Origin of the sequence: Streptococcus oralis, from assembly GCF_024399415.1 — a bacterium.
In the GTDB taxonomy this organism is placed as follows: domain Bacteria; phylum Bacillota; class Bacilli; order Lactobacillales; family Streptococcaceae; genus Streptococcus; species Streptococcus oralis_CS.
Map to the genome: position 1 here is coordinate 179,900 of NZ_CP029257.1, position 22,649 is coordinate 202,548.

At 44.6% G+C, this 22,649-nt stretch carries 15 protein-coding genes, 11 tRNA genes and 3 rRNA genes; 25 read left to right on the top strand and 4 right to left on the bottom strand.

Annotated elements, in window-relative coordinates; translation table 11 throughout:
- The first annotated feature begins 29 nt into the window (after positions 1–29).
- The 25 genes from rpmG to DG474_RS01050 all read left to right on the top strand — a co-directional run bounded on the left by rpmG (position 30) and on the right by DG474_RS01050 (position 18,666).
- On the top strand, positions 30–182 hold the full coding sequence (gene rpmG / locus DG474_RS00930) for a 50S ribosomal protein L33 (protein WP_001809375.1): 153 nt from the start codon (positions 30–32) through the stop codon (positions 180–182).
- Between the two features lie 9 nt (positions 183–191).
- On the top strand, positions 192–368 hold the full coding sequence (gene secE / locus DG474_RS00935; RefSeq protein ID WP_000505776.1) for a preprotein translocase subunit SecE: 177 nt from the start codon (positions 192–194) through the stop codon (positions 366–368).
- Between the two features lie 57 nt (positions 369–425).
- Positions 426–962, top strand: a complete 537-nt coding sequence (nusG, locus tag DG474_RS00940) for a transcription termination/antitermination protein NusG (RefSeq protein ID WP_000376728.1) — start codon at positions 426–428, stop codon at positions 960–962.
- 120 nt (positions 963–1,082) lie between these two features.
- Positions 1,083–1,556, top strand: coding sequence for a sigma-70 family RNA polymerase sigma factor (locus DG474_RS00945; protein WP_255778330.1), 474 nt, complete (start codon positions 1,083–1,085; stop codon positions 1,554–1,556).
- Positions 1,557–1,619: 63 nt separating this feature from the next.
- Positions 1,620–1,691 (top strand) — tRNA-Glu (locus DG474_RS00950).
- Positions 1,692–1,921: 230 nt separating this feature from the next.
- Positions 1,922–3,468 (top strand): 16S ribosomal RNA (locus tag DG474_RS00955).
- A gap of 51 nt (positions 3,469–3,519) precedes the next feature.
- Positions 3,520–3,592 (top strand) — tRNA-Ala (locus tag DG474_RS00960).
- 122 nt (positions 3,593–3,714) lie between these two features.
- Positions 3,715–6,617 (top strand): 23S ribosomal RNA (locus DG474_RS00965).
- A 77-nt stretch (positions 6,618–6,694) separates the two neighbouring features.
- Positions 6,695–6,810 (top strand): 5S ribosomal RNA (gene rrf, locus DG474_RS00970).
- The 16S, 23S and 5S rRNA genes sit together here with 11 tRNA genes alongside, the layout of an rRNA operon.
- A gap of 29 nt (positions 6,811–6,839) precedes the next feature.
- A tRNA-Val gene (locus DG474_RS00975) sits at positions 6,840–6,912 on the top strand.
- 2 nt (positions 6,913–6,914) lie between these two features.
- A tRNA-Asp gene (locus tag DG474_RS00980) sits at positions 6,915–6,987 on the top strand.
- Between the two features lie 24 nt (positions 6,988–7,011).
- A tRNA-Lys gene (locus tag DG474_RS00985) sits at positions 7,012–7,084 on the top strand.
- Positions 7,085–7,089: 5 nt separating this feature from the next.
- Positions 7,090–7,171, top strand: a tRNA-Leu gene (locus DG474_RS00990).
- A gap of 12 nt (positions 7,172–7,183) precedes the next feature.
- A tRNA-Thr gene (locus tag DG474_RS00995) sits at positions 7,184–7,256 on the top strand.
- 27 nt (positions 7,257–7,283) lie between these two features.
- Positions 7,284–7,355, top strand: a tRNA-Gly gene (locus DG474_RS01000).
- A gap of 7 nt (positions 7,356–7,362) precedes the next feature.
- Positions 7,363–7,448, top strand: a tRNA-Leu gene (locus DG474_RS01005).
- Positions 7,449–7,459: 11 nt separating this feature from the next.
- Positions 7,460–7,533, top strand: a tRNA-Arg gene (locus DG474_RS01010).
- Positions 7,534–7,548: 15 nt separating this feature from the next.
- A tRNA-Pro gene (locus DG474_RS01015) sits at positions 7,549–7,622 on the top strand.
- Positions 7,623–7,797: 175 nt separating this feature from the next.
- Positions 7,798–12,189 (top strand): PolC-type DNA polymerase III, encoded by a 4,392-nt coding sequence (locus DG474_RS01020; protein ID WP_255778333.1) that lies wholly within the window; start codon positions 7,798–7,800, stop codon positions 12,187–12,189.
- Positions 12,190–12,213: 24 nt separating this feature from the next.
- Complete coding sequence (locus DG474_RS01025) at positions 12,214–12,366, top strand: hypothetical protein (protein WP_000776617.1); 153 nt, start codon at positions 12,214–12,216, stop codon at positions 12,364–12,366.
- Positions 12,367–12,387: 21 nt separating this feature from the next.
- Entirely contained in the window at positions 12,388–13,629 is a 1,242-nt protein-coding gene (locus DG474_RS01030; RefSeq protein ID WP_049519788.1) for an aminopeptidase, read from the top strand.
- 9 nt (positions 13,630–13,638) lie between these two features.
- Positions 13,639–13,869, top strand: a complete 231-nt coding sequence (locus DG474_RS01035; RefSeq protein WP_216728805.1) for a GlsB/YeaQ/YmgE family stress response membrane protein — start codon at positions 13,639–13,641, stop codon at positions 13,867–13,869.
- Positions 13,870–14,100: 231 nt separating this feature from the next.
- Positions 14,101–14,823, top strand: coding sequence for a pseudouridine synthase (locus tag DG474_RS01040; protein ID WP_255778336.1), 723 nt, complete (start codon positions 14,101–14,103; stop codon positions 14,821–14,823).
- 110 nt (positions 14,824–14,933) lie between these two features.
- The gene (gene pepC, locus DG474_RS01045) at positions 14,934–16,268 is read left to right on the top strand and encodes an aminopeptidase C (protein WP_255778340.1); all 1,335 of its coding nucleotides are present in this window, start codon (positions 14,934–14,936) and stop codon (positions 16,266–16,268) included.
- A 169-nt stretch (positions 16,269–16,437) separates the two neighbouring features.
- Complete coding sequence (locus DG474_RS01050) at positions 16,438–18,666, top strand: HAD-IC family P-type ATPase (RefSeq protein WP_255778343.1); 2,229 nt, start codon at positions 16,438–16,440, stop codon at positions 18,664–18,666.
- A gap of 57 nt (positions 18,667–18,723) precedes the next feature.
- Here the strand turns inward: DG474_RS01050 and DG474_RS01055 are convergent, their stop codons facing one another.
- The 4 genes from DG474_RS01055 to DG474_RS01070 all read right to left on the bottom strand — a co-directional run bounded on the left by DG474_RS01055 (position 18,724) and on the right by DG474_RS01070 (position 22,622).
- On the bottom strand, positions 18,724–19,635 hold the full coding sequence (locus DG474_RS01055) for a PTS system mannose/fructose/sorbose family transporter subunit IID (RefSeq protein WP_255778344.1): 912 nt from the start codon (positions 19,633–19,635) through the stop codon (positions 18,724–18,726).
- Between the two features lie 14 nt (positions 19,636–19,649).
- A complete protein-coding gene (locus DG474_RS01060) occupies positions 19,650–20,462 on the bottom strand; it encodes a PTS mannose/fructose/sorbose transporter subunit IIC (RefSeq protein WP_255778345.1) in 813 nt (270 codons plus the stop codon).
- 76 nt (positions 20,463–20,538) lie between these two features.
- Positions 20,539–21,528 (bottom strand): PTS sugar transporter subunit IIB, encoded by a 990-nt coding sequence (locus DG474_RS01065; RefSeq protein ID WP_255778346.1) that lies wholly within the window; start codon positions 21,526–21,528, stop codon positions 20,539–20,541.
- A 281-nt stretch (positions 21,529–21,809) separates the two neighbouring features.
- The gene (locus DG474_RS01070; RefSeq protein ID WP_255778347.1) at positions 21,810–22,622 is read right to left on the bottom strand and encodes a Cof-type HAD-IIB family hydrolase; all 813 of its coding nucleotides are present in this window, start codon (positions 22,620–22,622) and stop codon (positions 21,810–21,812) included.
- Positions 22,623–22,649 lie beyond the last annotated feature (27 nt).

A 22,649-nucleotide genomic window follows, 5' to 3' on the forward strand; every position in this document is an offset into this window, starting at 1 on the left:
CTTGTTATAATAGATAAGATGGAGGCGTTATGGCACTAAAAAAAGCAAGCCTAGCTTGTGCAGTTTGTGGTTCAAGGAATTACTCAATCAAAATTAGTGGGAACCCCAAGCCAACACGACTAGAAGTAAATAAATTTTGTAAACATTGTGGAAAATATACGACACATAGAGAAACGAGATAGGAGAGAACGATGGGTTTTATTAAGGATATTTTTAAACTTCTTAAAGAAACAACTTGGCCAACTCGCAAAGAAAGCTGGAGAGATTTTCGCTCTATTATGGAATACACAGCCTTCTTTGTGGTCATCATTTACATTTTTGACCAGTTGATTGTTTCAGGTTTGATTCGATTTATTAACATTTTTTAGAAGAGAAGCGGAGAACTTCTGCTAACTTTCTTCTATATATGTATGAAAGGAAATATCATGGATAGTTTTGACAAGGGATGGTTTGTTCTACAAACTTATTCTGGCTATGAAAATAAGGTAAAAGAAAATCTATTGCAACGTGCGCAAACGTATAACATGTTGGATAATATTCTACGGGTTGAGATTCCAACACAAACCGTGCAAGTTGAGAAAAATGGAAAGAAAAAGGAAATTGAAGAGAATCGCTTTCCAGGTTATGTCCTTGTAGAAATGGTCATGACCGATGAAGCATGGTTCGTCGTTCGAAACACACCTAACGTAACAGGATTCGTCGGCTCACACGGTAACAGATCAAAACCAACTCCACTATTGGAACAAGAAATTCGTGATATTCTGGTTTCAATGGGACAAACTGTTCAAGAGTTTGATATTGACGTTGAAGTTGGCCAGACAGTCCGCATCATTGATGGTGCTTTTGCAGACTACACAGGTAAAATTACTGAAATTGATAACAACAAAGTGAAGATGATTATCTCTATGTTTGGTAATGACACGATTGCAGAAGTGAATCTCAACCAAATTGCAGAATTATAACCCCAGAGAGGCTTTGCCTCTCTTTTTATGTGCTGTTGAGGGAGGAAGAAGTATAAAACAGAGGAAGTAGACCCAGGGGCTCGCGCATTTTGCTAAACTAAATGCAGAAAGGAGAGGTCTATGAATCTAAAAGACTTATATGAAGAAATTAAGGGAATCGTCCATAAGTGTCGCAAAGATTATCATTTGCATCTGTGGGAGAAAGAGGACTGGGATCAGGAAGGCATGTTATGTCTGTATGAGCTGGTGAGTCGCAATCCAGAGTTACTAGAGGGCGAGCGCCATCGACTTTATGTCTGCTTTAAAACAAAGTTTAGAAATCGTATCCTAGATTACATCCGTAAACAGGAAAGCCACAAACGCCGTTTTGACAAAGAACCCTATGAAGAGGTGAGTGAGATTAGCCATCGTCTAGGAGAAAAAGGACTCAGGCTGGACGATTATTATCTCTTTCACGAACTTCTAAAGAATTACAAATCAAAACAGAGTATGGAAAAACAAGAATTAATAGACCGTCTCATGGGAGGGGAAGTCTTTAGAGGACGGAAAGCTCTCCTGAGAGAACTTTCCCTAATCTTTTCAGAATTTCGATAAAGAGGAAAAAAGTCCTTGACAAAGGTAAAAAAGTAGGTATAATAGAAAGAGTTGAAAAGCTCAGGTCCGTTGGTCAAGGGGTTAAGACACCGCCTTTTCACGGCGGTAACACGGGTTCGAATCCCGTACGGACTATGTTGTATTGCGGCTAAAAAAACTTGAAAAAAGTTTAAAAAATCTGTTGACAGAGACAGGTGGCTGTGATATACTAATATAGTTGTCGCTCGAGAGAGAATGAGTGACAAAGACCTTTGAAAACTGAACAAGACGAACCAATGTGCAGGGCACTATAACTGAAGTTATAGTACTGAACAATGAAAAAACAATAAATCTGTCAGTGACAGAAATGAGTGAGAACTCAAACTTTTAATGAGAGTTTGATCCTGGCTCAGGACGAACGCTGGCGGCGTGCCTAATACATGCAAGTAGAACGCTGAAGGAGGAGCTTGCTTCTCTGGATGAGTTGCGAACGGGTGAGTAACGCGTAGGTAACCTGCCTGGTAGCGGGGGATAACTATTGGAAACGATAGCTAATACCGCATAAGAGTAGATGTTGCATGACATTTGCTTAAAAGGTGCAATTGCATCACTACCAGATGGACCTGCGTTGTATTAGCTAGTTGGTGAGGTAACGGCTCACCAAGGCAACGATACATAGCCGACCTGAGAGGGTGATCGGCCACACTGGGACTGAGACACGGCCCAGACTCCTACGGGAGGCAGCAGTAGGGAATCTTCGGCAATGGACGGAAGTCTGACCGAGCAACGCCGCGTGAGTGAAGAAGGTTTTCGGATCGTAAAGCTCTGTTGTAAGAGAAGAATGAGTGTGAGAGTGGAAAGTTCACACTGTGACGGTATCTTACCAGAAAGGGACGGCTAACTACGTGCCAGCAGCCGCGGTAATACGTAGGTCCCGAGCGTTGTCCGGATTTATTGGGCGTAAAGCGAGCGCAGGCGGTTAGATAAGTCTGAAGTTAAAGGCTGTGGCTTAACCATAGTACGCTTTGGAAACTGTTTAACTTGAGTGCAAGAGGGGAGAGTGGAATTCCATGTGTAGCGGTGAAATGCGTAGATATATGGAGGAACACCGGTGGCGAAAGCGGCTCTCTGGCTTGTAACTGACGCTGAGGCTCGAAAGCGTGGGGAGCAAACAGGATTAGATACCCTGGTAGTCCACGCCGTAAACGATGAGTGCTAGGTGTTAGACCCTTTCCGGGGTTTAGTGCCGCAGCTAACGCATTAAGCACTCCGCCTGGGGAGTACGACCGCAAGGTTGAAACTCAAAGGAATTGACGGGGGCCCGCACAAGCGGTGGAGCATGTGGTTTAATTCGAAGCAACGCGAAGAACCTTACCAGGTCTTGACATCCCTCTGACCGCTCTAGAGATAGAGTTTTCCTTCGGGACAGAGGTGACAGGTGGTGCATGGTTGTCGTCAGCTCGTGTCGTGAGATGTTGGGTTAAGTCCCGCAACGAGCGCAACCCCTATTGTTAGTTGCCATCATTTAGTTGGGCACTCTAGCGAGACTGCCGGTAATAAACCGGAGGAAGGTGGGGATGACGTCAAATCATCATGCCCCTTATGACCTGGGCTACACACGTGCTACAATGGCTGGTACAACGAGTCGCAAGCCGGTGACGGCAAGCTAATCTCTTAAAGCCAGTCTCAGTTCGGATTGTAGGCTGCAACTCGCCTACATGAAGTCGGAATCGCTAGTAATCGCGGATCAGCACGCCGCGGTGAATACGTTCCCGGGCCTTGTACACACCGCCCGTCACACCACGAGAGTTTGTAACACCCGAAGTCGGTGAGGTAACCTTTTAGGAGCCAGCCGCCTAAGGTGGGATAGATGATTGGGGTGAAGTCGTAACAAGGTAGCCGTATCGGAAGGTGCGGCTGGATCACCTCCTTTCTAAGGATAAGGAACTGCACATTGGTCTTGTTTAGTCTTGAGAGGTCTTGTGGGGCCTTAGCTCAGCTGGGAGAGCGCCTGCTTTGCACGCAGGAGGTCAGCGGTTCGATCCCGCTAGGCTCCATTGGTGAGAGATCACCAAGTAATGCACATTGAAAATTGAATATCTATATCAAATAGTAACAAGAAAATAAACCGAAACGCTGTAGTATTAAAAGAGTTTATGACTGAAAGGTCAAAAAATAAGGTTAAGTTAATAAGGGCGCACGGTGGATGCCTTGGCACTAGGAGCCGAAGAAGGACGTGACAAACGACGATATGCCTTGGGTAGCTGTAAGTAAGCGATGATCCAGGGATTTCCGAATGGGGGAACCCAACAGGTACTACCTGTTACCCGCATCTGTTAAGGATGTGAGGAGGAAGACGCAGTGAACTGAAACATCTAAGTAGCTGCAGGAAGAGAAAGCAAAAGCGATTGCCTTAGTAGCGGCGAGCGAAACGGCAGGAGGGCAAACCGAAGAGTTTACTCTTCGGGGTTGTAGGACTGCAATGTGGACTCAAAGACTATAGAAGAATGATTTGGGAAGATCAGCCAAAGAGAGTAATAGCCTCGTATTTAAAATAGTCTTTGTACCTAGCAGTATCCTGAGTACGGCGGGACACGTGAAATCCCGTCGGAATCTGGGAGGACCATCTCCCAACCCTAAATACTCCCTAGTGACCGATAGTGAACCAGTACCGTGAGGGAAAGGTGAAAAGCACCCCGGGAGGGGAGTGAAATAGAACCTGAAACCGTGTGCCTACAACAAGTTCGAGCCCGTTAATGGGTGAGAGCGTGCCTTTTGTAGAATGAACCGGCGAGTTACGATATGATGCGAGGTTAAGTTGAAGAGACGGAGCCGCAGGGAAACCGAGTCTGAATAGGGCGCCTTAGTATCATGTCGTAGACCCGAAACCATGTGACCTACCCATGAGCAGGTTGAAGGTGCGGTAAGACGCACTGGAGGACCGAACCAGGGCACGTTGAAAAGTGCTTGGATGACTTGTGGGTAGCGGAGAAATTCCAAACGAACTTGGAGATAGCTGGTTCTCTCCGAAATAGCTTTAGGGCTAGCGTCGACATAAAGATTCTTGGAGGTAGAGCACTGTTTGGGTGAGGGGTCCATCCCGGATTACCAATCTCAGATAAACTCCGAATGCCAATGAATTATGGTCGGCAGTCAGACTGCGAGTGCTAAGATCCGTAGTCGAAAGGGAAACAGCCCAGACCACCAGCTAAGGTCCCAAAATAATTGTTAAGTGGAAAAGGATGTGGGGTTGCACAGACAACTAGGATGTTAGCTTAGAAGCAGCTATTCATTCAAAGAGTGCGTAATAGCTCACTAGTCGAGTGACCCTGCGCCGAAAATGTACCGGGGCTAAAACAATTTACCGAAGCTGTGGATACCTTTATAGGTATGGTAGGAGAGCGTTCTATGTGTGAAGAAGGTATACCGTGAGGAGTGCTGGAACGCATAGAAGTGAGAATGCCGGTATGAGTAGCGAAAGACAGGTGAGAATCCTGTCCACCGTAAGACTAAGGTTTCCAGGGGAAGGCTCGTCCGCCCTGGGTTAGTCGGGACCTAAGGAGAGACCGAAAGGTGTATCCGATGGACAACAGGTTGATATTCCTGTACTAGAGTATGTAGTGATGGAGGGACGCAGTAGGCTAACTAAAGCAGACGAATGGAAGAGTCTGTCTAAGCAGTGAGGTGTGATATGAGTCAAATGCTTATATCTATAACATTGAGCTGTGATGGGGAGCGAAGTTTAGTAGCGAAGTTAGTGACGTCACACTGCCAAGAAAAGCTTCTAGCGTTTAAACATACTCTACCCGTACCGCAAACCGACACAGGTAGTCGAGGCGAGTAGCCTCAGGTGAGCGAGAGAACTCTCGTTAAGGAACTCGGCAAAATGACCCCGTAACTTCGGGAGAAGGGGTGCTGACTTTACGTCAGCCGCAGTGAATAGGCCCAAGCAACTGTTTATCAAAAACACAGCTCTCTGCTAAATCGTAAGATGATGTATAGGGGGTGACGCCTGCCCGGTGCTGGAAGGTTAAGAGGAGTGCTTAGGAGTAATCCGAAGGTATGAATTGAAGCCCCAGTAAACGGCGGCCGTAACTATAACGGTCCTAAGGTAGCGAAATTCCTTGTCGGGTAAGTTCCGACCCGCACGAAAGGCGTAATGATTTGGGCACTGTCTCAACGAGAGACTCGGTGAAATTTTAGTACCTGTGAAGATGCAGGTTACCCGCGACAGGACGGAAAGACCCCATGGAGCTTTACTGCAGTTTGATATTGAGTGTCTGTACCACATGTACAGGATAGGTAGGAGTCTATGAGATCGGGACGCCAGTTTCGAAGGAGACGTTGTTGGGATACTACCCTTGTGTTATGGCCACTCTAACCCGGATAGGTTATCCCTATCGGAGACAGTGTCTGACGGGCAGTTTGACTGGGGCGGTCGCCTCCTAAAAGGTAACGGAGGCGCCCAAAGGTTCCCTCAGAATGGTTGGAAATCATTCGCAGAGTGTAAAGGTATAAGGGAGCTTGACTGCGAGAGCTACAACTCGAGCAGGGACGAAAGTCGGGCTTAGTGATCCGGTGGTTCCGTATGGAAGGGCCATCGCTCAACGGATAAAAGCTACCCTGGGGATAACAGGCTTATCTCCCCCAAGAGTTCACATCGACGGGGAGGTTTGGCACCTCGATGTCGGCTCGTCGCATCCTGGGGCTGTAGTCGGTCCCAAGGGTTGGGCTGTTCGCCCATTAAAGCGGCACGCGAGCTGGGTTCAGAACGTCGTGAGACAGTTCGGTCCCTATCCGTCGCGGGCGTAGGAAATTTGAGAGGATCTGCTCCTAGTACGAGAGGACCAGAGTGGACTTACCGCTGGTGTACCAGTTGTCTTGCCAAAGGCATCGCTGGGTAGCTATGTAGGGAAGGGATAAACGCTGAAAGCATCTAAGTGTGAAACCCACCTCAAGATGAGATTTCCCATGATTTTATATCAGTAAGAGCCCTGAGAGATGATCAGGTAGATAGGTTAGAAGTGGAAGTGTGGCGACACATGTAGCGGACTAATACTAATAGCTCGAGGACTTATCCAAAGTAACTGAGAATATGAAAGCGGACGGTTTTCTTGGTATTTGATAGATATTCAATTTTGAGTAGGTATTACTCAGAGTTAAGTGACGATAGCCTAGGAGATACACCTGTACCCATGCCGAACACAGCAGTTAAGCCCTAGAACGCCGGAAGTAGTTGGGGGTTGCCCCCTGTGAGATATGGAAGTCGCTTAGCAGAATAGGAAGTTTAGAGACTTCCTTTTTGGGAGTTTAGCTCAGCTGGGAGAGCATCTGCCTTACAAGCAGAGGGTCAGCGGTTCGATCCCGTTAACTCCCATAGGTCCCGTAGTGTAGCGGTTATCACGTCGCCCTGTCACGGCGAAGATCGCGGGTTCGATTCCCGTCGGGACCGTTTAAGATAACGGAAGTTATTTTAGACTCGTTAGCTCAGTTGGTAGAGCAATTGACTTTTAATCAATGGGTCACTGGTTCGAGCCCAGTACGGGTCATATTTGCGGGTTTGGCGGAATTGGCAGACGCACCAGATTTAGGATCTGGCGCTTAACGGCGTGGGGGTTCAAGTCCCTTAACCCGCATAATAGAAATCAGCCGGCTTAGCTCAGTTGGTAGAGCATCTGATTTGTAATCAGAGGGTCGCGTGTTCAAGTCATGTAGCCGGCATTTTTTTATATAGAATAAGAGGTCGATGCGAACGTAGTTCAGTGGTAGAACACCACCTTGCCAAGGTGGGGGTCGCGGGTTCGAATCCCGTCGTTCGCTTAGAGAGGCCGGGGTGGCGGAACTGGCAGACGCACAGGACTTAAAATCCTGCGATTGGTAACGATCGTACCGGTTCGATTCCGGTCCTCGGCATATAATGATGAGCACCCTTAGCTCAACTGGATAGAGTACCTGACTACGAATCAGGCGGTTAGAGGTTCGACTCCTCTAGGGTGCATTTTTTTATTTAACGCGGGAAGTAGCTCAGCTTGGTAGAGTACTTGGTTTGGGACCAAGGTGTCGCAGGTTCGAATCCTGTCTTCCCGATTGATTACGAGGATACTATAGGGTATCTTTTTTTATTTACTAAGGAGATTCTGAGAGTCTTCTTTTTTGTTCATGGAACAAATTTGTGTAAACTAGCAGTGCTTAAGGAATGGTACTAGTCATATATTTTCTTTAATTATGGTAAAATAGTAAGAGAATAATGTGAGGAAAATGAATGTCAAGTAAGTTTGAAATTTTAATGAATCAACTAGGAATCTCTGATCGATTGAGACGGGATCCTGCTCTTGTTGATGCCAGAATTGAGCGTGTTGTGGTTCATAAAATTAGTAAGATTTGGGAATTTCATTTTGTATTTTCTAAAATTTTGCCTATTGAAATCTTTCTGGAGTTAAAGAAAGGGCTTGGTGAAGAATTTTCTAAGACAGGGAATCGAGCTGTTTTCGAAATCAAGGCTCTTTCTCAAGAATTCTCTAATGAACTCTTGCAGGCCTACTATAGAGAGGCTTTTTCTGAAGGTCCATGTGCAAGTCAGGGGTTTAAATCTCTTTACCAGAATTTAAACGCTCGTGCGGAGGGAAATCAACTCATTATTGAAGGTTCAGAGGCGATTGATAAGGAGCACTTTAAGAAGAATCATCTTCCTAATTTGGCAAAGCAACTCGAAAAGTTTGGTTTTCCAGCCTTTGTATGCCAAATAGAAAAGAAAGATGCTCTTACACAAGAGCAGGAGGAAGCCTTTCATGTGGAGAATGAACAAATCGTCCAGGCTGCCAACGAAGAAGCTTTACGAGCTATGGAGCAACTGGAACAAATGGCTCCTCCTCCAGTAGAAGAGAAGCCAGCCTTTGATTTTCAGGCTAAAAAGGCTGCGGCCAAGCCTAAACTAGATAAGGCTGAAGTTACCCAGATGATCGACGTGACGACTGAGGAAAATCGCCTGGTCTTTGAAGGGGTCGTTTTTGATGTGGAGCATAAGGTGACCAGAACTGGTCGCGTTTTGATCAACTTTAAAATGACAGACTACACTTCAAGTTTTTCAATGCAAAAATGGGTTAAGAATGAAGAAGAGGCTCAGAAGTTTGACATCATTAAGAAGAATTCTTGGCTCCGAGTTCGTGGGAATGTGGAGATGAATAACTTCACACGTGATTTGACCATGAACGTCCAGGATGTGCAGGAAGTTGTTCACTATGAGCGGAAGGATTTGATGCCAGAAGGTGAGCGTCGGGTTGAGTTTCATGCTCATACCAACATGTCGACCATGGATGCTCTACCAGAGGTAGAGGAGATCGTTACGACAGCTGCTAAGTGGGGACACAAGGCGGTTGCCATCACCGACCATGGAAATGTTCAATCCTTTCCACATGGCTACAAGGCAGCTAAGAAAGCTGGAATCCAGCTGATCTATGGAATGGAAGCCAATATCGTGGAGGACCGTGTCCCTATCGTTTACAACGAAGTGGAGATGGACTTGTCAGAAGCGACCTATGTGGTCTTTGACGTGGAAACGACGGGACTTTCAGCTATCTATAATGACCTGATTCAGGTTGCGGCTTCTAAGATGTATAAGGGGAATGTTATTGCCGAATTTGATGAATTTATCAATCCTGGGCATCCCTTGTCAGCCTTTACTACTGAGTTAACAGGTATTACAGACGATCATGTCAAAAATGCCAAACCACTGGAACAAGTTTTGCAAGAATTCCAAGAATTTTGCAAGGATACAGTCTTAGTTGCTCACAATGCCACCTTTGACGTTGGCTTTATGAATGTCAACTATGAGCGTCATGGTCTGCCTAAGATTAGCCAGCCAGTTATCGATACGCTGGAGTTTGCTAGAAACCTCTATCCTGAGTATAAACGTCATGGTTTGGGGCCTTTGACCAAGCGTTTTGGTGTAGCACTGGAACACCACCACATGGCCAACTACGATGCGGAAGCTACTGGTCGTTTGCTTTTCATCTTTATCAAAGAGGTAGCAGAAAAACATGGTGTGACTGATCTGGCTAGACTTAACATTGATTTGATTAGTCCAGACTCTTATAAAAAAGCTCGGATCAAGCATGCGACGATTTATGTCAAGAATCAAGTTGGTTTAAAAAATATTTTTAAGCTGGTTTCTTTGTCTAACACCAAATATTTTGAAGGGGTGCCACGGATTCCGAGAACAGTTCTAGATGCCCATCGGGAGGGCTTGATTTTGGGGTCGGCTTGCTCCGAGGGCGAAGTTTTTGACGCAGTTGTTTCCCAAGGTGTGGATGCGGCGGTTGAGGTGGCCAAGTATTATGACTTTATCGAGGTCATGCCACCAGCTATCTATGCTCCCTTGATTGCTAAAGAGCAGGTCAAGGATATGGAGGAACTCCAGACTATTATCAAGAGTTTGATAGAAGTGGGAGACCGCCTTGGCAAGCCTGTTCTAGCTACGGGAAATGTCCACTATATCGAACCGGAAGAAGAGATTTACCGTGAAATTATTGTCCGTAGTTTGGGTCAGGGGGCTATGATTAACCGAACCATCGGTCATGGTGAACATGCCCAACCAGCACCGCTACCGAAGGCTCATTTTAGAACGACCAATGAAATGTTGGATGAGTTTGCTTTCTTGGGAGAAGATTTAGCACGCAAATTAGTCATTGAAAACACCAATGCCTTGGCAGATATCTTTGAACCTGTTGAGGTTGTTAAGGGTGACTTGTACACACCTTTCATTGACAAGGCGGAAGAAACGGTCGCCGAGCTGACCTATAAGAAAGCTTTTGAGATTTATGGAAATCCGCTGCCAGATATCGTTGATTTGCGGATTGAAAAAGAATTAACTTCCATTCTGGGGAATGGATTTGCCGTGATTTATCTGGCATCGCAGATGCTGGTGCAACGTTCCAATGAACGGGGCTACTTGGTTGGTTCTCGTGGGTCTGTTGGGTCCAGTTTTGTTGCGACTATGATTGGGATTACGGAGGTTAATCCTCTCTCTCCACACTACGTCTGTGGTCAGTGTCAGTATAGTGAGTTTATCACGGATGGTTCTTATGGTTCAGGTTTTGATATGCCCAATAAGGATTGTCCAAACTGTGGTCATAAACTCAGCAAAAATGGGCAGGATATTCCGTTCGAGACCTTCCTTGGTTTTGATGGAGACAAGGTTCCCGATATTGACTTGAACTTCTCGGGAGAAGACCAGCCTAGCGCCCACTTGGATGTACGTGATATCTTTGGTGAGGAGTATGCCTTCCGTGCGGGAACGGTTGGTACAGTAGCTGCCAAGACTGCCTATGGATTTGTCAAGGGCTATGAGAGAGACTATGGGAAATTTTATCGTGATGCAGAGGTGGAACGTCTTGCCCAAGGTGCTGCCGGTGTCAAGCGGACTACAGGACAACACCCAGGAGGAATCGTTGTTATTCCGAACTACATGGATGTCTACGACTTTACGCCTGTCCAGTATCCAGCGGATGACGTGACGGCTGAATGGCAGACGACTCACTTTAACTTCCATGATATCGATGAGAATGTCCTCAAACTCGATGTGCTGGGTCATGATGATCCGACCATGATTCGGAAACTTCAGGACTTGTCTGGTATTGACCCCAATGAAATTCCTATGGATGATGAAGGCGTTATGGCTCTCTTTTCAGGGACTGATGTGCTAGGAGTGACTCCTGAACAAATTGGAACGGCGACAGGTATGCTGGGAATTCCAGAGTTTGGAACTAACTTCGTACGTGGGATGGTCGATGAAACCCATCCGACAACCTTTGCGGAATTGCTTCAGCTCTCAGGTCTGTCCCACGGTACTGATGTCTGGTTGGGAAATGCCCAGGATTTGATCAAGCAAGGGATTGCGGACCTATCAACCGTTATCGGTTGTCGGGACGACATCATGGTTTACCTCATGCACGCGGGTCTCGAGCCTAAAATGGCCTTTACCATCATGGAACGGGTACGTAAGGGCTTGTGGTTGAAGATTTCCGAAGAAGAACGAAATGGCTATATCGAAGCCATGAAGGCCAATAAGGTGCCAGAGTGGTATATCGAATCTTGTGGGAAAATCAAATATATGTTCCCTAAAGCCCATGCGGCAGCCTACGTTATGATGGCCTTGCGTGTGGCCTACTTCAAGGTTCACCATCCCATTTATTATTACTGTGCTTATTTCTCAATCCGTGCTAAGGCTTTTGATATCAAAACCATGGGTGCCGGCTTGGATGCCATTAAGCGTAGAATGGAAGAAATCGCTGAAAAACGGAAGAATAATGAAGCCTCTAATGTGGAAATTGACCTCTATACAACTCTTGAGATTGTCAATGAAATGTGGGAACGTGGCTTTAAGTTTGGCAAGTTAGATCTATACCGTAGTGATGCGACTGAATTCATCATTGATGGAGATACCCTCATCCCACCATTTGTAGCAATGGATGGTTTGGGAGAGAACGTTGCTAAGCAGTTGGTGCGTGCGCGTGAAGAGGGTGAGTTCCTCTCTAAAACAGAACTGCGCAAGCGTGGCGGACTCTCATCTACCTTGGTTGAGAAGATGGATGAAATGGGAATTCTCGGTAATATGCCAGAGGATAATCAGTTGAGTTTGTTTGATGATTTATTTTAAGAATTAGAACGGAGAACATTTTTTATGAAACTTAGAATCTTTGCGGAAGATAAACCAGCTGAAAAGGTTTTTGACTATCAGCTAGAGCTGGCAGATGAAACAATTATTCTATCGACAGCGCTCTTGTCTGGTGCCATTGCTTTAGCAGGATTATTTTCTGCTTTGAAGGAAAAATAACAAAAGAAAAGGAAGAATAGAATGGTTTTACCAAATTTTAAAGAAAATCTAGAAAAATATGCGAAATTGTTGGTTGCGAATGGAATTAACGTGCAACCTGGTCACACTTTGGCTCTCTCAATCGATGTGGAGCAACGTGAGTTGGCGCATTTGATCGTGAAAGAAGCTTATGCCTTGGGTGCGCATGAGGTTATCGTTCAGTGGACAGATGATGTCATCAACCGTGAGAAATTCCTCCATGCGCCGATGGAGCGTTTGGACAATGTGCCAGAATACAAGATTGCTGAGATGAACTATCTCTTGGAGAACAAGGCTAGCCGTCTCGGTGTCCGTTCATCTGATCCAGGTGCCTTGAACGGAGTGGATGCGGACAAGCTTTCAGCTTCTGCAAAAGCGATGGGACTCGCTATGAAGCCAATGCGTATCGCAACTCAGTCCAACAAGGTTAGCTGGACTGTAGCAGCCGCTGCTGGACTTGAATGGGCTAAGAAAGTCTTTCCAAATGCTGCGAGCGATGAAGAAGCAGTGGACCTTCTTTGGGATCAAATCTTCAAAACTTGCCGTGTCTATGAAGAAGATCCAGTTAAGGCTTGGGAAGAACATGCAGCCATTCTTAAGAGTAAGGCAGAAATGCTCAATAAAGAACAATTCTCAGCCCTTCACTACACAGCTCCAGGGACCGATTTGACACTTGGTTTGCCGAAGAACCACGTTTGGGAATCAGCTGGTGCTATCAATGCACAGGGAGAAGGATTCTTACCAAATATGCCGACAGAAGAAGTCTTTACGGCTCCTGACTTCCGTCGTGCAGAGGGCTATGTAACCTCTACAAAACCACTTAGCTACAACGGAAATATCATCGAAGGCATCAAGGTGACCTTTGAAAATGGTCAAATCGTCGATATTTCAGCTGAGAAGGGTGATCAGGTCATGAAGGACCTTGTCTTTGAAAATGCGGGTGCGCGTGCCTTGGGTGAATGTGCCTTGGTACCAGATCCAAGCCCAATTTCTCAGTCAGGCATTACCTTCTTCAACACGCTTTTCGATGAGAATGCTTCAAACCACTTGGCTATCGGTGCAGCCTATGCGACTAGCGTTGTTGGTGGAGCGGAGATGAGCGAAGAAGAGCTGGAAGCTGCAGGACTCAACCGTTCAGACGTTCACGTTGACTTTATGATTGGTTCGAACCAAATGGATATCGATGGTATCCGTGAGGATGGAACACGCGTACCACTCTTCCGCAATGGAGATTGGGCAATTTAAGGAGAAACTATGATTGGAAGTATGTTTGTCGGTCTTTTGATCGGACTATTAGCTGGAGCTATCACCAATCGTGGAGAACGGATGGGATGCTTTGGGAAAATGTTCCTGGGTTGGATTGGTGCTTTCCTGGGTCAAATGCTTTTTGGAACTTGGGGGCCTATTTTAGCTGATACGGCTATTATCCCATCAGTTTTAGGAGCTATGATTGTCTTAGCTATTTTCTGGAGACGAGGAAGTTAATTTCTTAAATCTGATACTCAATGAAAATCAAAGAGAAACTAGGAAACTAGCCGCAGGCTGCTCAAAGCACTGCTTTTCGGTTGTAGATAGAACTGACGAAGTCAGCTCAAAACACTGTTTTGAGGTTGCAGATGGACGTTGACGCGGTTTGAAGAGATTTTTGAAGAGTATGAAACGAAAAGGAGGTTGGTCATTGTACCAGCCTCCTTTTGAGTATGATATAATAGTTCTATGAGATTAGATAAATTTTTAGTTGCCTGCGCTGTAGGGAGTCGGACAGAAGTCAAAAACTTGCTTAAGGCTGGGCGCGTGACGGTAAATGGTAAAAAAGAAAAGTCAGCTAAATTGCAGATCAATGAAGAAAGAGATGAGATTCGCTTTGATGGCCAAGTGCTGGAGTATGAAGAGTTTGTCTACTACATGATGAACAAGCCCCAAGGAGTTATTTCAGCGACTGAGGATTCTAAACACAGAACAGTGTTGGACTTGTTGGATGATATTGCTCGGACCAAGGAAGTTTTTCCAGTAGGGCGCTTGGATATTGACACGCATGGCCTCCTGCTTTTGACCAATGACGGCCAGCTTTCCCATGCTCTTCTTTCACCAAAACGTCATGTGGATAAGACCTATTTGGCTCAAGTCAAAGGTATTATGACCCAAGAAGATGTGGAGACATTTGCCAAGGGCATTCCTCTCAAAGACTTTACCTGTCAGCCTGCTAGACTGGAGCTTGTATCGGTAGATCCAGAAAAAAATCAAAGTCTGGTTCGTGTGACCATTGCTGAAGGGAAGTTTCATCAAGTCAAACGCATGGTAGCCTACTGTGGCAAGGAAGTGGTGGACCTACAACGTTTGACGATGGGAACTCTAGTCTTGGATGAGAACTTAGAACAAGGAGAATGGCGTCGCTTGACCAAGGAGGAGTTAGAGAATCTCCTTGCTAGTATTGCTTAGTTTGGATTATGTTAGAAAAGGTGAGGGAGAATGTCCTTACCTTTTTCGTTTTTCAGTTGCTTCCTTTGTGAAAAGAGTTATAATAGACAGTAGAATAAAAGGAGGAATCTATGAACGCGATTCAAGAATCATTTACAGATAAATTATTTGCCAACTATGAAGCAAATGTCAAATACCAAGCTATCGAAAATGCTGCAAGCAATAACGGAATTTTTGCAGCCCTAGAACGTCGCCAAAGCCATGTAGATAATACACCTGTTTTCTCATTGGATTTGACTAAGGACAAGGTAACCAACCAGAAAGCATCTGGTCGTTGCTGGATGTTTGCAGCCCTTAATACCTTCCGTCACAAACTCATCTCTCAATACAAGCTCGAAAACTTTGAACTGTCACAAGCCCACACCTTCTTCTGGGACAAGTATGAGAAATCAAACTGGTTCTTGGAGCAAGTGATTGCGACTGCAGACCAAGACTTGACGAGCCGCAAGGTTAGCTTCCTACTCCAAACACCCCAACAAGACGGTGGTCAGTGGGATATGGTCGTTGCCCTCTTTGAGAAATACGGTGTCGTGCCCAAGTCTGTTTATCCTGAGTCTATCTCATCTAGCAACAGCCGTGAGCTAAATGCTATTCTCAACAAATTGCTTCGCCAAGATGCCCAAATCTTGCGTGATTTACTAGCATCTGGTGCAGACCAAGCGACTGTTCAAGGCAAGAAAGAAGAGCTTTTGCAAGAGATCTTTAATTTCCTTGCCATGTCCTTGGGTCTTCCACCACGTCAGTTTGACTTTGCTTATCGTGACAAGGATGATAACTACCAAAGTGAAAAGGGCATCACACCACAAGAGTTTTACAAGAAATATGTCAATCTTCCTCTAGAAGATTATGTTTCTGTTATCAATGCTCCAACTGCTGACAAACCTTACGGTAAATCATATACAGTTGAGATGTTGGGAAATGTCGTCGGTAGTCGTGCAGTTCGCTATATCAATGTTCCAATGGAACGCTTGAAAGAATTGGCCATTGCCCAAATGCAGACAGGAGAAACTGTTTGGTTTGGTTCAGATGTCGGTCAGCTCAGCAACCGTAAAGCTGGAATCCTTGCGACAGATGTTTATGACTTTGAATCAAGCATGGATATTCAACTGACTCAAGACAAGGCTGGACGTTTGGATTATAGCGAAAGCTTGATGACACACGCCATGGTCTTGACAGGTGTTGATTTGGACGAAAATGGGAAGTCAACTAAGTGGAAGGTTGAAAACTCTTGGGGAGATAAGGTCGGTACAGATGGTTACTTTGTTGCCTCAGATGCTTGGATGGATGAATACACTTACCAAATTGTTGTCCGTAAGGAATTGCTGACAGCAGAAGAACAAGCCGCATATGAAGCAGAACCAATCGTGTTAGCACCATGGGATCCAATGGGTGCCTTGGCAGAATAAAGCATAAAGAAAAAAGGTTAGGGGAATCCTAGCCTCTTTTGTTTTTAAGTGCTTCTTAAAGTAGTGATAGATAATGCTTGCCAAGGGAGTTCTTCTTATTTTGAGTCTTTAAGTGACAGAGAAAAAGATATGTGTTATTATAGTAGTACAAAAGGATATCGGAGTAGAAATGAAGTATTTAAGCAGCCAAGACATCAAGGATCGTCAACGAAACATCAGTGACATTAAACCTTATAAAACAAGCAAGGAAATCGTCGTTTCAAATATCTTTACATTTTTTAATGCCATAAACTTGGCTCTGGCAGTTCTGGTAGCCACAACCTTGCGATTTGAAAATATGCTCTTTTTAGGTGTGATTGCTATCAATACAGCCATTGGGATTTTCCAAGAAGTGCGTTCAAAAAATGCTTTAGAAAAACTAAGTTTGCTTGGTAAAAGTAAGTACAAAGTCAATCGAGATGGTCAAACGATTGAGATTGATCCGGAGGACATCGTTCTAGGGGAGTATCTGCATCTCAATCTGGGTGATCAGGTGCCTGTCGATGCAGAAGTCCTTGAAGGGAATATTGAAGTTGATGAGTCCTTGCTGACGGGTGAGAGCGATTCGGTCTTTAAAACGGTTGGTGATAAGCTGATGAGCGGAAGCAATGTCGTTAGCGGTACTTGTCTGGTCACGGCGACGGCGGTCGGACCCGATAGTTATATCAACAAACTCGCAAAATCCAGCAAGGAATTCAAAAAATATCCTTCTCAACTGCGCGATTACATGGATAAGATTTTAAAAATCGTCTCCATCTTGCTGGTGCCAGTTGCCATTCTGCTTTATGTCAGAGGTTTTAGTCTAGGACGGTCTTATGTTGAAATTGTTTTGGGAAGTTCAGGTGCCTTGGTCGGCATGATTCCAGAGGGCTTGATTCTCCTGGTCAGTGTATCCCTTGCGGTAGCGGCCATGAAGCTGGCTAAAAAGAAGGTTCTGGTGCAGGAGCTATACTGTGTGGAAACTTTAGCGCGAGTAGATGTTCTTTGTTTTGATAAGACAGGTACCATCACGACTGGTAATATGAAGGTTCAAGAAATGGATGCTAATGTAGAAGAGAAACTGTCTTCTTATCTAGCCTATTTTGACGATGAAAATGCAACTTCCCGAGCTCTGAAGACTTACTTAACCTGTGAGAAAAAGTGGGAAGTTCAAGAAGTCGGTGCCTTTTCAAGCAAAAACAAGTATTCCTTTGTTCAAGTAAAAGATGGTGGGACCTATTTCTTCGGAGCCTATGAATTTCTAGGCTTTACCCAGCCGATGGATGCCTACTATGAGCATCTGAAACAGCAAGGTTTTCGAATCTTAACACTCGCTCATAGCAAGGACCAGATTACGAGTCCAGCTAATATGGAACTACTAGGCCACGTCGTTTTGTTAGATGAGATTAAGGACAATACCAAGGAAACCTTTGACTATTTCGAATCTCAAGGTGTTGAAGTGAAGATTATCAGTGGTGATAATCATGTAGCTGTATATGGGGTGGCTCGTAAGGCAGGTTTTAAGGAAGAAGCCCGTGCGATTGATATGACCAAGGTGAGTGAACAAGATTTTGAAAGAGTGGTCTTGGAACACGAAATCTTTGGACGTGTTACACCTGAACAGAAGCAAAAGATGGTATCTATTTTGCAAAATGCGGGTAAGACAGTTGCCATGAGTGGTGACGGGGTCAATGATGTTCTGGCTCTCAAGAAAGCAGCTATCAGTTTTGCTATGAATGGTGCTACTAGCGCAGCCAAAAGTGTATCCAATATTGTTTTTTTGACCGATGATTTTGCGGTATTTTATGATATCTTGATGGAAGGTCGCCGGGTCATCAATAACATCCAAAAGGTAGCCTCTCTCTTTCTGACAAAGACCTTCTTCTCCATCGTGTTTGCCATTTTGAGTGTGGTATTTGGTTTGGAATTTGCCTTTATCCCCATTCAGTTTACAATCATTTCAGCCATTACGATTGGGATTCCATCTTTCTTCCTAACTTTTGAGTCCAATAAAGAAAAGGTCAGCACACATTTTATGCGAGATATTTTGACCAATGCTGCGATTGGTGGTGGCATTCTAGTCGCTAGTGTACTCTTGACGAACTTCTTTATCACTGTCCCTGGTCAGGTCAAATTTATTTGCTTCCTCCTTGCCCTGATCAATGGTCTGTGTCTAGTTGCCAAGGTCAGTCTGCCATTTAATCGATACAAACTAGTCTTGCTCGCATTTTTGAGCCTTGTAGCCCTTGTAGGAGTGCTTGCCAACACCTTTATCCTGCAAGGAGCGTATGTGCCTTTAGAAACCACCCAAGTCGTCTATGTAGCCATCCTAGCAGTGGTGATTGGAGGCTTGCATTATCTGACTAGAAGAAAAAGTTGATACACAAAAAGAATCAGGATTTAATCCTGATTCTTTTTTATTTATATTCTCGATGTTTTACATGATACCGAAGAAACGAGCTGCAATACCTACTGCAAAGAGAGCAAGGATGATTGCGATTGGTGATACTTTTTTCTTAAGCAACCACATGCAAAGGAAAGTAAGGAGAAGTCCCATCAATCCTGGAATCAATGAGTTCAACTGACCTTGAAGAGTTTGTGGTTGAATCTTATCTAGGCTCAATCCTCCAAGTGCATCAGCAAGAATTCCTTTCAATTCAGCACCAGTAACAGCACCTTCTGGGAAGTTAATGTAGGCTCCTTCAGCCAATTGTTTACCTGGAAGGTTCACAGTAAAGTTGATAGATACCCAACGTTGTACAAGAACGGCAAGGATGAACATACCAAGGATAGATGCTCCTTTAGTGATGTCTTTCAAGATACCACCAGACATGTCTTTAGTGATTTCAGATCCAGCTTTGTAACCGAACTCTTGTGTATACCATAGGAAGGCCATACGGATAGCATTCCATCCAAAGAAGAAGAGAAGGGGACCAACAAGGTTACCAGATGCAGCAAGTGATGCACCAAGAGCTCCAAGGATAGGACGAACTGTAAACCAGAATACTGGGTCACCGATACCAGCAAGAGGTCCCATCATACCGATTTTAACCCCTTGGATAGCTGCGTCGTCGATTTCAACACCGTTAGCGCGTTCTTCTTCAAGAGCAAGAGTAACCCCCATGATTGGAGCAGCTACGTATGGGTGAGTGTTGAAGAACTCAAGGTGACGCTCAAGAGCAGCCGCTTGGTCTTCTTTTTTAGTGTAAAGTTTCTTGATAGCTGGGATCAATGAGTAAGCCCAACCCAAGTTTTGCATACGCTCATAGTTCCAAGAACCTTGAAGGAATTGTGAACGCCACCAAACTTTTTGACGATCTGATTTTGATAATTGAATTTTTTCAGCCATGATTGTTCCCCTTTCTAGTAGTCTTCTAGGATATCACCGATTGGGTCGTTAGAAGTTGCAGCTCCGCCGCCACCGTTTCCACCTTGTTTTGTAAGGTTAAGGTAGATGAAGGCAAGGGCAACACCGATGACACCAAGGGCAATCAAAGTCAATTGAGAAATCGCAGCAAGTGCAAAACCGATAGCGAAGAATGGCCATACTTCACGAGTTGCCATCATGTTGATAACCATGGCGTAACCAACGGCAACGACCATAGCACCACCGACAGCCATACCACCGTTCAACCAGTCTGGCATCAAACCAAGAGCGTCTTTGACGGCAGAAGCAGGGATAGCAATAAGGAAGGCTGCAGGAATAGCAATACGAAGACCTTGAAGAAGTAGAGCGATAAAGTGAGCACGCTCAACAGCTGCAATGTTTCCGTCTTTAGCAGCAGCATCAGCTGAGTGAACTAAGACAACTGAGATTGTACGAACAATCATTGTCAAGAAAAGTCCAGCTACAGCGAGAGGGATAGCTGTTGCAGTTGCAACGGCGATACCTTCAGTAGTAAAGTTCCCACCTTTGATCAAGATGATCGCTGCAGCAACAGATGCAAGAGCAGCGTCAGGAGCTACGGCAGCTCCGATGTTTGCCCAACCAAGGGCGATCATTTGAAGAGATCCACCAAGCATAACACCTGCTTCGAGGTTACCAGTTGCAAGTCCGATAAGGGTACATGCGACGATTGGTTGATGGAATTGGAATTGGTCGAGGATACCTTCAAGACCTGCAAGGAAGGCAACAACTACAACCAAGATAGCAGAAATGATTGAAATATCTGACATGGTTTTATTCCTTTTCTATTTAATTATATAAAGTGTAAAATCTTTCTTCCAAGAGTTTGAGAGAAGAAGATACTAATTATTGAACGTTCGCTTTGTTAATCAAGTCAAACAAATCTTTTTTCGTGTCGTTTGGTACTTTACGTACGTCAAATTCAACACCGAGGTCACGCATTTTTTCAAAGGTTGCAACGTCTTCTTTGTCCATAGACAAAACGTTGTTAATCATTGTTTTACCTGTTGAGTGAGCCATAGAACCAACGTTAAGAGTCTTGATTGGCACGCCACCTTCGATTGCACGAAGTGCATCTTGTGGTGTTTCAAACAAGATAAGGGCATGAGTGTCACCGAAACGTGGGTCTTTTGCAACGTCAATCAATTTTTGAATTGGAACAACGTTGGCTTTTACTCCGTTTGGAGCTGCTTGTTTAATCAATTCTTTACGCAAGTCGTCGTTAGCAACGTTATCTGAAGCAACGATGATACGGTTTGCTTTTGAATCTGGAGTCCAAGCAGTCGCAACCTGACCGTGAAGTAGACGAGTGTCTAGACGAGCAAGGTTGATTTTCAGTTTACCGTCACCGATAACAGTTCCTTCTGGAATAGCAGCTTGTGCAACTGGAGCAGCTGCAGCAGTTGCAACTTCCTCAACTGGGTTAAGCTCTTCTGGAAGAGCCTTGATGCCATCTTTGGCTTCTTTAATGATATTCGCAGCGACTTTATCCACACCTGCATTCGCGTCCATAAGGCGCTCTGTGTAGGCTTGGATCAACATCGGCAAGTTCAGTCCTGTGATGATGGCAAACTTACGTTCTGGATTTTCTCCCATCACGCGGCTAGCTTGGTTGAATGGAGATCCACTCCAAAGGTCAGCCAATACTAGAACCTCATCTTCTGCGTCAAATGCAGCCACAGCGTTGTTGAATTTAGCGTAAAGGTCATCTGGACCTTCATTTGGCATAAAGGTTACAACTTGAACCTTTTCTTGTTCACCAAAGATCATAGATCCTGACTGATGAATACCCGCAGCAAATTCGCCGTGGCTCGCAATAATGATTCCGATACTCATTATTGTCATTCCTCCTTATAAAATGTTTGACTGTATGTTTAAGAAAACTTTAAGCCTAACTTTAAGTATAAACCGTTTTCATATAAAAATCAACTACTTTTTCTAAAAAGATGTAAAAGTTTTCATAGAATGACTTTTTAAAAATATTAATATATAAATGTTTTTGAGAGATAAATGAAAATGGTAATAGAAAATTTAATATAAAAATACAGAAAATAAGCCGCTTTTGTGAAAACAAAATGAAAATAAAAGGAAAGATTGCGACCCTGCAATCTTCCCTTTTATAGGAATAAATTTTGTAAAGCGTGGGCAACTCCATCTTCTTCGTTGGTCAGAGGAAGTTGTTCGTCTGCATATGGAAGAAGAGCAGGATTGGCGTTTTTCATAGCATATCCCTTGCCTGCAAATGCCAACATTTCAGTGTCATTATGCTCATCACCAAAGGCGATTAAGTCTTTTTTATCACGATTCATCACATTGAGCAAGTACTCTAGAGCAAAGGCCTTGTTTACACCCTTGGGAGTACACTCGAGGATGTTGAGGGGCCCGCCCCAGGTATTGATGGATAGTTGGTGTTGATAAAAACGATTCATCTCGTCCGCTAAAGCGTATTTGTCTTCAGCCCTTGTTTGCAAGAGGATGCAGTTGGGATCTTTGGTTACTCGTTCGGGTTTGAATTGATTTTCCGGCCGGAAGTTCTCTACGCCAAATAGTTTAGGATCCGCAATTTCTTCATTCGGAGTCGTGATATAGAATTTTTTTCGATATTCTCCTGCAATAAAATCAGCCTGGATGTCCTCCGTGCGCTTGACCATGTCTAGGAGATATTTTTTGTCCAAAGTTAAGCACTTTTCATGCTCCCAAGCCTGTCCTGGTAGATGGGTAAGGGAACCATTAAAGTTAATCATGGGAGTATGCAATTCTAGCTCACGGTAGAAGTCTTTTGCCATACGATACGGACGGCCTGTCGTGATGATGACATGGTGGCCTTTTTCTGAAATTTTTTTAATCGTCTTTTTGGTGAAATCGGAGAGCTTGCTTTCACTATTCAGCAGGGTTCCGTCCAAATCGACTGCGATAATTTTTTTAGTCATATAAACCTTCCTAGTCGTTTCCAGATA